This is a genomic window from Streptomyces hirsutus, assembly GCF_001418415.1.
Taxonomy (GTDB): domain Bacteria; phylum Actinomycetota; class Actinomycetes; order Streptomycetales; family Streptomycetaceae; genus Streptomyces; species Streptomyces hirsutus.
Window position 1 is genome coordinate 1 of sequence record NZ_LIQT01000314.1, and the last position, 13,095, is coordinate 13,095.

General features: G+C 72.5%; 11 protein-coding genes and 1 pseudogene. 1 reads left to right on the forward strand and 11 read right to left on the reverse strand.

Annotated features, from left to right (window positions below; all coding sequences use genetic code 11):
* Positions 1 to 137 precede the first annotated feature (137 nt).
* The 5 genes from AOK11_RS22970 to bldG all read right to left on the reverse strand — a co-directional run bounded on the left by AOK11_RS22970 (position 138) and on the right by bldG (position 6,431).
* Positions 138 to 1,667 carry a N5-glutamine methyltransferase family protein gene (locus AOK11_RS22970; RefSeq protein WP_206188903.1) on the reverse strand — a complete coding sequence of 510 codons (1,530 nt, stop codon included), beginning with the start codon at positions 1,665 to 1,667 and terminating at the stop codon, positions 138 to 140.
* A gap of 152 nt (positions 1,668 to 1,819) precedes the next feature.
* On the reverse strand, positions 1,820 to 2,413 hold the full coding sequence (locus tag AOK11_RS22975; protein WP_055595621.1) for a hypothetical protein: 594 nt from the start codon (positions 2,411 to 2,413) through the stop codon (positions 1,820 to 1,822).
* Positions 2,414 to 2,608: 195 nt separating this feature from the next.
* Positions 2,609 to 5,014, reverse strand: a complete 2,406-nt coding sequence (locus tag AOK11_RS22980; RefSeq protein WP_055595622.1) for a sodium-translocating pyrophosphatase — start codon at positions 5,012 to 5,014, stop codon at positions 2,609 to 2,611.
* Positions 5,015 to 5,550: 536 nt separating this feature from the next.
* Positions 5,551 to 5,976 carry an ATP-binding protein gene (locus AOK11_RS22985; RefSeq protein ID WP_055595623.1) on the reverse strand — a complete coding sequence of 142 codons (426 nt, stop codon included), beginning with the start codon at positions 5,974 to 5,976 and terminating at the stop codon, positions 5,551 to 5,553.
* A 113-nt stretch (positions 5,977 to 6,089) separates the two neighbouring features.
* Complete coding sequence (bldG, locus tag AOK11_RS22990) at positions 6,090 to 6,431, reverse strand: anti-sigma factor antagonist BldG (protein WP_003991900.1); 342 nt, start codon at positions 6,429 to 6,431, stop codon at positions 6,090 to 6,092.
* 79 nt (positions 6,432 to 6,510) lie between these two features.
* Between bldG and AOK11_RS22995 the strand changes: the two genes are divergently transcribed.
* Positions 6,511 to 9,057 (forward strand): DEAD/DEAH box helicase, encoded by a 2,547-nt coding sequence (locus tag AOK11_RS22995; protein WP_240497455.1) that lies wholly within the window; start codon positions 6,511 to 6,513, stop codon positions 9,055 to 9,057.
* Between the two features lie 86 nt (positions 9,058 to 9,143).
* On the opposite strand, the pseudogene AOK11_RS46820 reads toward AOK11_RS22995, so the two are convergent.
* The 6 genes and pseudogenes from AOK11_RS46820 to AOK11_RS23020 form a co-directional block, all read right to left on the reverse strand.
* Positions 9,144 to 9,677: pseudogene (locus AOK11_RS46820) on the reverse strand (Rv3654c family TadE-like protein); the annotation flags it as partial.
* Positions 9,674 to 10,039 (reverse strand): TadE family type IV pilus minor pilin, encoded by a 366-nt coding sequence (locus tag AOK11_RS23000; RefSeq protein WP_055595625.1) that lies wholly within the window; start codon positions 10,037 to 10,039, stop codon positions 9,674 to 9,676. The pseudogene AOK11_RS46820 and the gene AOK11_RS23000, both read right to left, overlap by 4 nt.
* Complete coding sequence (locus tag AOK11_RS23005) at positions 10,026 to 10,235, reverse strand: DUF4244 domain-containing protein (RefSeq protein WP_055595626.1); 210 nt, start codon at positions 10,233 to 10,235, stop codon at positions 10,026 to 10,028. Before AOK11_RS23005 ends, AOK11_RS23000 begins: the two co-directional genes overlap by 14 nt.
* A gap of 101 nt (positions 10,236 to 10,336) precedes the next feature.
* Entirely contained in the window at positions 10,337 to 11,125 is a 789-nt protein-coding gene (locus AOK11_RS23010; RefSeq protein WP_055595627.1) for a type II secretion system F family protein, read from the reverse strand.
* Positions 11,122 to 11,973 carry a type II secretion system F family protein gene (locus tag AOK11_RS23015; RefSeq protein ID WP_055595628.1) on the reverse strand — a complete coding sequence of 284 codons (852 nt, stop codon included), beginning with the start codon at positions 11,971 to 11,973 and terminating at the stop codon, positions 11,122 to 11,124. Before AOK11_RS23015 ends, AOK11_RS23010 begins: the two co-directional genes overlap by 4 nt.
* A 139-nt stretch (positions 11,974 to 12,112) precedes the next feature.
* Positions 12,113 to 13,095 (reverse strand): TadA family conjugal transfer-associated ATPase (locus AOK11_RS23020; RefSeq protein ID WP_055595629.1); only part of this gene is annotated, 983 nt, incomplete at its 5' end.

The following is a 13,095-nucleotide window of genomic DNA, read 5'->3' on the forward strand; positions in this document are numbered from 1 at the left end:
CCCCTGTCGGCCTTCAGGACCCACGCGCCCCACCGGCCTCAAGGCTCACTCGCCCCACCGGCCTCACCACTGGTCTCACCACCGGCCTCAGGATCCGCGTTTCCCCGGCCGGCCCCAGGACCGACAGGCCCGTCCCGTCACTGCACCGGCTCCAGGAAGCCCTGCTCCACGAGCAGCCGGATCTGGGCCGGTGTGCGGTCGCGCAGCAGGACCGGGTCCTCGCCGAGCAGCTGGGCGATGGCGTCGAGGATGCGGCCCGCGCTCATCGTGCCGTCGCTCACACCCGCGAAGCCGGCGCCGACGGTGTCCACCCGGGTGGCCCGGCGCATGCCGCGGTTCTGGCGCAGCACCACATGCTCCGGGTCCTCCGCGCCGGGCAGCCCGACCTGCTCCTGCACCACCTCGGCGGCCAGCCTGAAGCGCGCTTCGAGCAGTGCCGCGTCGTCGTGCGCACGGAGATGGTCGAGCCGCTCGAAGTGGGCCCGCACCGTGTCCCCGAGCGGCTGCTCGACCGGATGCGACCATTCCTCCACCGTGATCGACGGCCGGTCGCTGCCCGACCTGCGCAGCGTGATCCAGCCGAAGCCGATCGCCTTCACGCCGCGCGCCTCGAACTCGTCCAGCCAGGCGTCGTACCGCGCCCGGTACTCGGTCGTGTCACCGCGGTGGTCTCCGGCGTCCCGCAGCCACAGCTCGGTGTACTGGGTGACGTCCTGCACCTCGCGCTGCACGATCCAGGCGTCGCACCCACGGGGCACCCACGACCTGAGTCTGTCCTGCCAGTCCTCCCCCTCGACGTGCTGCCAGTTGGCGAGGAACTGCGCGAACCCGCCGTCGCCGAGCCGTTCCCCCGCCTCCTGAACGAGCGTGCGGCACAGATCGTCCCCGCCCATTCCGCCGTCGCGGTAGGTGAGTCGCGCGCCCGGCGAGATCACGAAGGGCGGGTTGGACACGATCAGGTCGTACTTCTCGTCCGCGCGGACCGGTGCGAACAGTGATCCCTCCCGCAGGTCGGCGGCCGGGACCCCGGAGAGGGCCAGGGTGAGCGCGGTGATGCGCAGCGCGCGCGGGTTGACGTCGGTGGCCGTCACGCGCGTGGCGTGCCGGGTGGCGTGCAGCGCCTGGATGCCGGAGCCGGTGCCGAGGTCGAGCGCGGAGGCGACGGGCGTGCGGACGGTGATGCCGGCCAGGGTCGTGGACGCCCCGCCGGCGCCGAGGACGACGCCCTCGTGCGCACTGCCGATGCCGCTCGCGCCGCCGACCGCGCACCCGAGGTCGGACACGATGAACCAGTCCTCGTCCGCGGGCCCGCCGTACGGCCGTACGTCCACGGTCGCGACGACGTCGCCCGCGCCGGCGCGCGTCAGCCACCCGTCCTCCAGACAGGCGTCGACGGGCAGCACGGCCGCCACGCGCGCGTGCGGCACGGGTTGCTGCAACAGGAACAGACGTACGAGGGTCTCCAGCGGGGTGTCCCCGCGCGTGGCCCGGAAGGCGGGCACGGTCTCGCTGCGGGCCAGCGCCGCGTACGCGGGGGCGCCGAGCAGTTCGAGCAGTCCGTCAGCGGTGAAGGAGGCCCCGAGCAGCGCGTCCCGGAGGCGGGCGGCGGTGTCGGGACGGTCGGACGAGGGCAGGGGCGGCAGGCCGGGGTTACTCACACCCTCCATTGTGGCCGCCGCCCTCACCCCGCGCGTGCCGTGACCGCCGCGGCGGTCACGACGGTCACGGCGGTGGCGGCCGCCGTGACCGTAGCGACTGCCGCGGCGGCTCCGGAGGCGCGGGGGTGAGGGCGGCTGTGCGCTGTCGCGTTGTCGCGCCGTCAGCCCGTCGTGGCCTGCCCCGAACCGGTGGCCGTCTTGCAACTGGCCTGCCGGGCCATCGCCTCGCCGACCTCGCCCTCCTCCAGCGTCTTGAGGGCGTCGTTGCCGCTCTTGCTGAGCTTGTCCAGCTCGGTGGCGATGTCCTTCAGGCCGTCGGCGAACTTCGCCTGGTCGTCCGTGTCGAGCCCGTCGACCTGCTTCTTCAGGGAGGCGTACGACGCGGAGATGCTGTTGAGCTCCTTGACCGCGTCCGTCTGCTTCTTCTCGCCGTTCTCCACGTCCGGCGCCCCCGCCTTGGTCACGGCCGCACCGATCGCCTTGTAGGCGTCGGACATGTCCTGGAAGGCTTTCGAGTCGGTCTTCTGGACCTCTTCCGGGGTGCTGTTGTCCGAGGTCTCCTTCTGGATCGCGGCGTTGGCGGACTGGATCTTCTTCGCCTGCGGCTGCACCGCGCCGCAGACCTGGTCCGCCCAGGAGTTCAGCTTCTCGTTGTTGTCTTCACCGCCGCCGCATCCCGTCAGCGCCAGTACCAGTACCGCGCCGCCGGACAGCGCGGCCGCGAGCTTCTTGTTCACCGGATCGGCCCCTTCCATGGCTCCCGGCCCCGGAACATACACGGCAGATGCGCGACATCTCCTCGTCGAACGTCCATTAAGATCACCTTTAGAGCCATTTGCACCATAGAGAGAAGGCTCACGGCGGAGGCGCGCATCGCACAGCGCGGGCGGGCGACGCATCGTCAACACGCGCCGTCCGCCCGCACCTTGTGCCGCCCTCGGTGGCCGGTCCTACGAAACCACCGCCGGATCGGCCGTTCTGGAATCCGGTGCGGCATCGCCTTCGTCACCCATGACGATCCCGCGCCGTTTGGACACGTACACCGAGCCGACGATCACCGCCAGGGCGAGAACCGCGATCAGCACCCGCACGCCGACGTTCTTGTCCGCGCCGTAGGAGAACTGGATGACCGCGGGCGCGATGAGCAGCGCCACCAGGTTCATCACCTTCAGCAGCGGGTTGATGGCCGGCCCCGCGGTGTCCTTGAAGGGGTCGCCGACGGTGTCGCCGATGATGGTCGCCTCGTGGGCCTCGCTGCCCTTGCCCCCGTGGTGGCCGTCCTCGACGAGTTTCTTGGCGTTGTCCCACGCGCCACCGGAGTTGGCGAGGAACACCGCCATGAGCGTGCCCGTGCCGATCGCGCCCGCCAGGAAGGCGCCGAGCGCCCCGACGCCGAGCGTGAACCCGATGAAGATGGGGGCCATCACGGCCAGCAGACCGGGTGTGGCGAGTTCGCGCAGGGCGTCCTTGGTGCAGATGTCGACGACCTTGCCGTACTCCGGCTTCTCGCTGTAGTCCATGATCCCGGGCTTCTCGCGGAACTGCCGCCGCACCTCGAAGACCACCGCACCCGCCGAACGCGACACCGCGTTGATCGCCAGCCCCGAGAAGAGGAAGACGACCGCCGCGCCCGCGATGAGTCCGACGAGGTTGTTGGGCTGCGAGATGTCCATCATCAGGCTCAACGGCGCGCCCTCACCGCTGAGCCGTTCGCCCACGTCCCGCGCGCCGGTGGTGATGGCGTCACGGTACGAGCCGAACAGGGCCGCCGCCGCGAGGACCGCCGTGGCGATGGCGATGCCCTTGGTGATGGCCTTGGTGGTGTTGCCGACGGCGTCCAGGTCGGTGAGCACCTGGGCGCCGGCGCCCTCGACGTCGCCGGACATCTCGGCGATGCCCTGAGCGTTGTCGGAGACCGGCCCGAAGGTGTCCATCGCGACGATCACACCGACCGTGGTGAGCAGGCCGGTGCCGGCCAGCGCCACCGCGAACAGCGCCAGCATGATCGACGTACCGCCGAGCAGGAACGCCCCGTACACGCCGAGGCCGATCAGCAGAGCGGTGTAGACGGCCGATTCGAGCCCCAGGGAGACCCCGGCGAGGATGACGGTGGCCGGGCCGGTGAGCGAGGTCTTCCCGATGTCCCTGACGGGACGCCGGGTGGTCTCGGTGAAGTAGCCGGTGAGCTGCTGGATCAGGGCGGCGAGCACGATGCCGATGGCCACCGCGACGAGCGCGAGGATCCTCGGGTCGCCGTCCTTGCCCTGGATCGCCGCGTCGGTGACGCCGTCGAGGCCGGCGTACGACGACGGCAGATAGCTGTACACGGCGATCGCGACCAGGACGAGCGAGATCACCGCGGAGATGAAGAACCCGCGGTTGATCGCGCTCATGCCGCTGCGGTCGGTGCGTCTGGGGGCCACCGCGAAGATGCCGACCATCGCGGTGAGGACGCCGATCGCGGGCACGAGCAGCGGGAAGGCCAGTCCGGCGTCGCCGAACGCGGCCGAGCCCAGGATCAGCGCGGCCACCAGCGTCACGGCGTACGACTCGAACAGGTCGGCCGCCATGCCCGCGCAGTCGCCGACGTTGTCGCCCACGTTGTCGGCGATGGTCGCGGCATTGCGCGGATCGTCCTCCGGAATGCCCTTCTCGACCTTGCCGACCAGGTCGGCGCCGACGTCGGCGGCCTTGGTGAAGATGCCGCCGCCCACCCGCATGAACATCGCGATCAGCGCGGCCCCGAGCCCGAAGCCCTCGAGCACCTTCGGCGCGTCGGCCGCGTACACGAGCACCACGCAGGCGGCGCCCAGCAGGCCGAGCCCGACGGTGAACATGCCGACCACGCCGCCCGTGCGAAAAGCGATCTTCATCGCTTTGTGCGAGACGGCGGTGAGATCCTTTTCCGGCTCTCCGGGAGCCGGTGTGGCCTCGCGGGCCGCCGCGGCGACTCGCACATTGCTGCGGACGGCGAGCCACATGCCGATATATCCGGTGGCCGCCGAGAACGCCGCTCCGATCAAGAAGAACATCGATCGTCCGGCACGCTGATTCCAGTCGTCCGCGGGCAGCAGCAGGAGCAGGAAGAACACGACGGCGGCGAATACACCGAGCGTGCGCAGCTGGCGGGCCAGATAGGCGTTCGCACCCTCCTGGACCGCCGCGGCGATCTCCTTCATTTTTTCGGTGCCCTCGCCGGCCGCGAGGACCTGGCGCACCAGGACCCCCGCGACGGCCAGTGCCGCCAGCGCTACGACCCCGATGACCACCACGAGCACGCGGTTGTCGTCGGTCAGCACGGCAGCCGCGAGGGAGATGGGTTGGCTCGGCTGATGTGAGAGGGAAAGCCCCGCCATTCGTCCTCCTTGACGCTTGGGCTGAGCTCAAGATGTGGACGGGATTGTAGGTACCAGGAACCTGATCAAAACAGAGTGCGTTAAATGTAAATCGCCGCACACGGTCTTCGCGCAATGATCGTCGAACGATCCGGCAACCGAAATCTGTAATACCACTGGGGCATTCGACGGATCATTCACCTGATCAGGCGAATGATCCTTTCGGTGATCACGCAAAAACCTCTTCGATCACCCGGCTGATCGTGAATCAATTCACGCGGTGAACGGTACTGCGGACCGCTCGCGCCGGGACTGCTCCCACAGGGGCCGCTCGGCGGGGACGGCCGGCACAGGGACCACTGTAGGCGCGGGCGATGACACCCGCACATGCCGAAGGGCCCCACGGGTGGGGCCCTTCGACACGGGTCGCTGTTCGGGTGAAGCGAGCGAATCAGGTGATTCGGCGCAGTCGGGTGAGAAAGGTGCGATCGGATGAGACCGGCGCAGTCGGGTGAGCCGAATACGTCCGGTCGGCCGGGTCAGACGAGTCAGCCGAGTCAGACGGGGAAGGTGGCCGGCGGCGTGGTGGACCACCTCATGCGGATCGATCCGCCGTGCTCCCCGGCACTGACCTCGACATCGTCGACGAGCCCGCTGATGACCGCGAGGCCCATCTCGTCCTCCTCGATCTCGGCCCCGGTGGCCCCGGGCGTGTGCCCGCCGGGAGTCGTGTGGGGCGCCTCGTCACCGACCTCGATGGAGAACTGCTTCTCCTCCTCGATCAGCAGCACCTTCACAGGGGCCGAGATTCCTCCGTTCTGGTGCAGTCCGACGGCACGGGTGCACGCCTCACCGACGGCGAGCCGGACCTCGTCGAGGACGGCCTCGTCCACTCCGGCCCTGCGCGCCACCGCCGCCGCCACCAGTCGGGCGGTCCTGACATGCTCGGGCAGCGCGCTGAAGCGGAGCTCAACGGTGGCCATGCATCCCCCTCGCAAACTTCGGGCGTGCTGTGGCGGAGGCACCGGGCCGCCGAAGAGCCCGGTCCTCCTCGTACTTCACTGCTCTCCCGGGCGCGGACGCCCGGGACCGGTGATCAGTCGGTGGCCGCCACCGCTTCCTCGACCGAGGTGTGAATCGGGAACACCTTGGTGAGGCCGGTGATACGGAAGATCTTGAGAATGCGCTCCTGGTTGCAGACCAGGCGCAACGAGCCCTCATGGGCACGCACACGCTTCAGGCCGCCGACCAGCACGCCGAGTCCGGTTGAATCGAGGAAATCCACACCCTCCATGTCGACGACAAGGTGGAAACTGCCGTCATTCACCAGCTCGACCAGCTGCTCGCGCAGCTTGGGCGCGGTATATACGTCGATTTCGCCACCGACCCTGACGATCGTGCGATCGCCCATGGTCTCGGTCGACAGGGACAGGTCCACGGATCCTCCAGCACCTAGCTATCGAGCGGTCGCCCTTGGGGCATCTCGGCTCAGCCCCCGGGACGGTTCGCCAGCCGCGATGGCATTCAATCACTTACCGGCAGGCGTGCACGACGCCTTGGCCCCATTGTCCGTCATGCCGGTGACACACTCGGTGCCGATGGCCAAGAATCTCCGACCCGATCGGTCCCCGACGGACAGCGCTCCCCGGCCCTCGCCGGGAGCGCTCCTCGACCGGCTCGCCGCCGGGCCGAGCAGGGCTTCGCGCGTTACTCATACGGAGCACCTGCCCCCGCGCGCGGGTCGCCATGCCGTCTGGCCGGACCGGATCCGGGCGGAAGTGCTCGCCGCCGTGCAGGCCGCGGGCATCGACCATCCGTGGGCCCACCAGGCACGCGCCGCCGAACACGCCCTGGACGGCGAGTCGGTCGTGGTCGCCACCGGTACCGCCTCCGGCAAGTCCCTGGCGTATCTCACGCCGGTCCTGTCAGCGCTCCTGGACGGCTCCGAGGCCCCGAACGGCCGCGGTGCGACCGCCCTCTACCTGGCTCCCACGAAGGCCCTGGCGGCCGACCAGTGCCGTGCTGTGAAGGAACTTTCACAACCTCTGGGCCATTCGGTGCGCGCGGCGGTCCACGACGGCGACACTCCGTTCGAGGAACGCGAGTGGATTCGCCAGTACGCCAACTACGTCCTGACCAACCCGGACATGCTGCACCGGAGCATCCTCCCGTCCCACGCCCGCTGGTCCTCCTTCCTGAAGTCGCTGAAGTACGTCGTCGTCGACGAGTGCCACACCTACCGGGGCGTCTTCGGCTCGCACGTCGCCCAGGTGCTGCGCCGGCTGCGCCGCCTCTGCGCCCGCTACGGCGCCTCGCCCGTGTTCCTGCTCGCCTCCGCGACCGCCGCCGAGCCCGCGGTCGCCGCCCGCCGCCTCACCGGCCTGCCGGTGGTCGAGGTCGCCGACGACGCCTCGCCTCGCGGCGAACTGGTGTTCGCCCTCTGGGAGCCTCCGCTGACCGAGCTGCACGGCGAGAAGGGCGCACCCGTCCGCCGTACCGCCACCGCCGAGGCCGCCGACCTGCTGACCGACCTCACCGTGCAGGGCGTCCGCTCGGTCGTCTTCGTACGCTCCCGGCGCGGCGCCGAGCTGATCTCGGTGATCGCCCAGGAACGCCTGGCCGAGGTCGACCGCTCGCTGGTCCGGCGGGTGGCGGCCTACCGGGGCGGCTATCTCCCCGAGGAGCGCCGCGCCCTCGAAGGTGCCCTGCACTCCGGCGAACTCCTCGGACTCGCCGCGACGAACGCCCTGGAACTCGGCGTGGACGTCTCCGGCCTGGACGCCGTGGTGATCGCCGGCTACCCGGGCACCAGGGCGTCCCTGTGGCAGCAGGCGGGCCGTGCGGGGCGGTCGGGGCAGGGCGCCCTCGCCGTCATGGTCGCCCGCGACGACCCCCTGGACACCTTCCTCGTCCACCACCCCGAGGCCCTGTTCGACCGGCCCGTGGAATCCACCGTCCTCGATCCCGACAACCCCTATGTACTCGCCCCGCACCTGTGCGCGGCGGCCGAGGAGCTGCCGCTGACGGACGAGGACCTGGAGCTGTTCGGCCCGGCCACCGCGGAGCTCCTGCCGCAGCTGGAGGCCGCGAAGCTGCTCCGCCGCCGGACGAAGGCCTGGCACTGGACCCGGCGGGAACGGGCCGCCGACCTGACCGACATCCGCGGGGAGGGCGGCCGTCCCGTCCAGGTCGTCGAGGACGGTACGGGACGGCTGCTCGGCACGGTGGACGCCGGCGCCGCGCACACGACCGTCCACGAGGGCGCGGTCCATCTGCACCAGGGCCGCACGTATCTCGTCCGCTCCCTCGACCTGGAGGATTCCGTCGCCCTGGTCGAACAGGCCGCCCCGGCCTATACGACGGTCGCCCGCGACACGACGTCGGTCTCCGTGCTGGAGACGGACACCGAGATCCCGTGGGGCGACGGCCGCCTGTGCTACGGCTCCGTCGAGGTCACCAACCAAGTGGTCTCCTTCCTGCGTCGACGTGTCATCACCGGCGAGGTGCTGGGCGAGACGAAACTCGACCTGCCGCCCCGTACGCTGCGCACCCGCGCGGTGTGGTGGACGGTCACCGAGGACCAGCTGGACCGGGCCCGGATCAACCCGGAGATCCTCGGCGGCGCCCTGCACGCCGCCGAGCACGCGTCGATCGGCATGCTGCCCCTCTTCGCGACCTGCGACCGCTGGGACATCGGCGGGGTCTCCGTGCCCCTGCACCCCGACACCCTGCTGCCCACCGTCTTCGTCTACGACGGTCATCCGGGCGGGGCCGGCTTCGCGGAGCGCGCCTTCCGCACCGCCGGCGACTGGCTCACCGCCACCCGGCAGGCCATCGCCTCCTGCGAGTGCGAGGCCGGTTGCCCGTCCTGCATCCAGTCCCCCAAGTGCGGAAACGGCAACGAACCGCTGCACAAACGAGGTGCGGTACGGCTTCTCGCGGTGCTGCTGGAGGGTGCACCGGCGAAGGAGAGCGAGGCGGAGGCGGACGGGACGGACCCGACGGACCGGACCGACCCGACGGGCCGGACGGGCGGCAGGGCGGCGGAGGCCGGCCAGGGGTGAGCGGTGGCGGTGGCCGGCGGGCCGGCCGGTCCCGCCCGCGCTCTGACCTCCGCCTCGAACGGTCCTCGTCCCGCGGCCACCGACACGTCCGAGACCTCGCCCGCGACCGTGCACCGCACCAGACGCGTGCCCTGCGCCCCGGCCACCCGGCCGGCCCGCGCACAGGCCTCCGTCGTACCGTCCATCCACCGGTCCGCCGCCGCCAGCGCGGCGAGGTCCGCACCGCCGGCCGCCCGGTGCCGGACCACGACGGCCTGCCCCAGGGTGAGGACGACGCCGAAGACGACACACAGCACGGCGATGGCCCCGACACTCCAGACGGTCGCGGAGCCCCGGTCGGGGTCTTGTCCGGAGTACCGGTGCCGGCCCGGCCACCGGGCCGGGTTCCGGCCACCGTCCCGGTGCCGGCCGCTGTCCCGGTGCCGGCCGCTGTCCCGGCGGAGGCCGCACCCGGGTCCGGCCTCCTGATCGGCCGGTGCGACGCGCACCCCGTCGCACTCCCCGCCGGCACGGCGCTCGGGCCCCCGGTCCGGCGGACCGGCCCCACGTCCGCCTTCATGCCCTCGGCCGCGCGCCCGGCCGCTCCGCCGTCCCCGCCGGTCGCGGATCCCGTGCTTCACGTGTCCGCCCCCGCCGTCTCCTCCACGGCCGCCACCGCCTCCTCCCGTACCTCGAAGGGCAGCCCGTGCAGGAGCGGGGGCCTGGCCACGATGACCACACGAACCTGCGTCGCCTCCCGGCTCACCGTGACCTCCGCGCCGGACGGCGCCGCCCGGCGGGCCACCTCGACGACCGCACCGGGAGAATCCTGCCGGGCCGCCGCGCGGGCACCGGTGCGGGCCGCGTCCACGCACTGGATCTGCGCCGCCACCACCAACAGCCCCCACACCAGCGCCATCGCGAACATCACCAGCACGGGCAGCACCATCGCCGACTCCGCCGTCACGAAGCCGCGGTCCGAGCGCCGTTCACATCCGGCCATCGAGCGCCTGCTCCACGATCTTCGTCAGCGCCGCGTCGACCGGACCGCTCGTGACGACCTTGTAGAGCACGACGGCGAACGCCACCGCCGCCACGATGCCCATGGCGTACTCGGAAGTGACCATCCCGGTGTCCTTCCGTGCCGCGCGCATCCTGCGCACCAGGGCGCGCAGCCGCGCCCGTACCACCTGATACATCTCAACCCCCTTATCGAAAGGTCCTGTTGAAACACCACTCGACATGTCTGTCGTCCGTCCGTTTGCCCGTTCGTCCTGCCGCCGCTTTCGGTTCCCGTCCGTCATCGACCACCTCCTCCCAGCACCCCGCCGGCGAGCCCGATCACCACGGGCAGCACGCCGACCGCGACGAAGGCGGGCAGGAAGCACAGACCCACCGGCGCGGTGACCATGACGGCGGCCCGCCGTGCCCGTGCCGTCGCCGCGCGGGCCCACCGCGCGCGGGACTCCGCGGCGAGCCGCGCGACGGGCGCGGCCATGGGGAGCCCGGACACGTCGGCCCGTTCCAGCAGCCGGGCCAGGGCCGCGGCTCCCGGCACGGCGGCCAGCCGGCGCCAGGCCGCGCCCGGTTCCCCACCGAGCCGCACCTCCGCCGCGCCTCTGGCCAGCGCGTCCCCGACCGGCCCGCCCAGGGCCTCGCCGACCGCCTGCGCGGCGGGTACGGGCCCGGCGCCGGCCGCGATGCAGGCAGCCAGCAGGTCGGCTGCGAGAGGGAGTTGCCGCGCCGCGCGGGCCGCGGCACGTTCCCGTTCGTGCGCCCCGGCCGCCGTCTGCCGCAGGCGCCACCGCCACAGTCCGGCGGCTCCGGCCAGCCCCACCAGCACTCCGGCGGGACCGCCCACCAGCACCCAGCCCGCGCAGGCCGCTCCCATCGGGGGCAGCCACTCGCGTGCGCCTCTCGGCACCGTGAGGCGTGGCCGGGCCACCGCCTGTTCCACGGCCAGCGTCTCGGCCAGTCGTCGTCGCAGCCGACGCTCGCACCGCGCGTGGCTCAGCCACCAGGCCGGCCAGCCGAGTGCCGACGCCGCCCCCACGACGATCCCCAGCCCGTGGAAAACGTCGCCGCTCATGCCGACGCCTCCTCGGCACCCCGCATGATCCGCAGCACCCACCACAGCCCCAGCCCCTCCAGGACCCCGCCGGCCGCAAGGCAGCCGAGCCCCGACGGGGTGTGCAGGAGGATGTGCAGGGGGTCGGCCCCGAGGGCCGCGCCGAGCCCCAGCCCCAGGACGGGGAGCCCCGCGAGCATCACCGCGGTGGCGCGGGCGCCGGCCAGCTGGGCGCGCAGGTCGGCACGCCGGTCCCGTTCGGCACGCAGCGCCGCTTCCAGCCGGTCGAGTCCGGCCGCGAGCCCCGCCCCCTGGTCCACGGCGACCCGCCAGCACGCTGCGAGCCCGCGAAGCCCTTCGGCGCCCGGCTGCCGCGCCGCCACCACGAGCCCGTCCGGGACGTCACCGCCGAACCGTGCGGCCGCCAGCACCGCCGCCTGGGCGTCGCCGAGCCCGCCGGAGTCACGCGCGGCCGGTGACAGTGCCTCACCCGGCTGCCGCCCCGCGCGCACCTCCCCGGCGAGGGCTCCGCACAGTGCGATCACCGCGTCGCCCCTGCGCTCACGGACCCGGCGCTCCCCAGCGGCCAGCCGCGCCCGCCGCAGCAGCGGCACCCCGGCCGTGCCCGCGACGAGCGGCAGTACCGAGGTGCCCAGCAGCGCCAGCACCGCCCCGGCGGCCAGGGCCCACCATTCGGCCCGCAGCCGTCCCCGGATGCGTCCCCACGCACGGATCGCCCGGAGCCATCCCGGCGGCCCGCTCCCGACCGGTGCCCCACCGGCCAGCAGCAACCGTGCCCGCCTGGCTCCGGCCCGTCGGCCGGCCAGCAGCCACGCGGCGGCCCCGAGGCACACCGTGGCCGTCCCCATCGGCATTCCGGCAGTCCCGTTCACCCTCGGTCCCCTCTCACCGTCTGCCGCCTCCACCGGTTCAACGGCCGCCCGTTCACGGGCCGATCGCCCGGAGACCGCTCCTCTGCGACCCGGCGGCCTCCCACGAGCCGCCCCTTCACAGTCCGCCGCCGTCGCCGGTGTTCCGGAGCAGTTCCCGCAGCCGCTCCCACCCCCGCTCGGGGACGAACGCGTCGGGGCTCCAGCGCAGCGCGGGCACCGTCCGCACCAGCCCCGACGGGTCCCGTTCCAGCACGTGCACCTCAGCGATCCGCCGTCGGCCGGTCCGGTCACGGACGAGGTGCAGCACCACGGACAGGGCGGCCGCCAGCTGGCTGTGCAGCCCGAAACGGTCGAGCCCGGCCGCCGTGCCGAGCGCTTCCAGCCGGGCGGGTACGTCCGCGGCGGCATTGGCATGGACGGTCCCGGCGCCTTCATGTCCGGTGTTGAGGGCTGCCAGCAGATGGACCACCTCGGGGCCGCGCACCTCCCCCACGACCAGCAGGTCCGGCCGCATCCGCAGCGCCTGGCGCACCAGGTCCTCGAGCGTGACCAGTCCGGCGCCCTCCTGGTTCGCGGGCCGGGTCTCCAGGCGTACGACGTGCGGATGGTCGGGCCGCAGTTCGGCCGAGTCCTCGGCGAGGACGATCCGCTCGTCCGGACCGACCAGTCCCAGCAACGCGCTGAGCAAGGTCGTCTTGCCGGTCCCGGTGCCGCCGCTGACCAGGAAGGACAGCCGCGCGCCGAGCAGCGCGCGCAGGATCCGGTCGCCGCCCGGCGGCACCGTTCCCGCCGCCGTCAGTTCGTCCAGGGTGAAGGCGCGGGGCCGTACGACGCGCAGCGACAGGCAGGTGCAGCCGACGGCCACCGGGGGCAGCACGGCGTGCAGCCGTGTCCCGTCGGCCAGCCGCGCGTCGACCCAGGGCCGGGCGTCGTCCAGGCGCCGGCCGGCCACGGCGGCGAGCCGCTGGGCGAGCCTGCGTACGGCCACCGCGTCCGGGAAGGAGACGCCCGTCAGCTCCAGTCCGCCGCCCCGGTCCACCCAGACCCGGTCGGGTGCCGACACGAGTACGTCGGTGACCGACCGGGTCTGGGTGGACC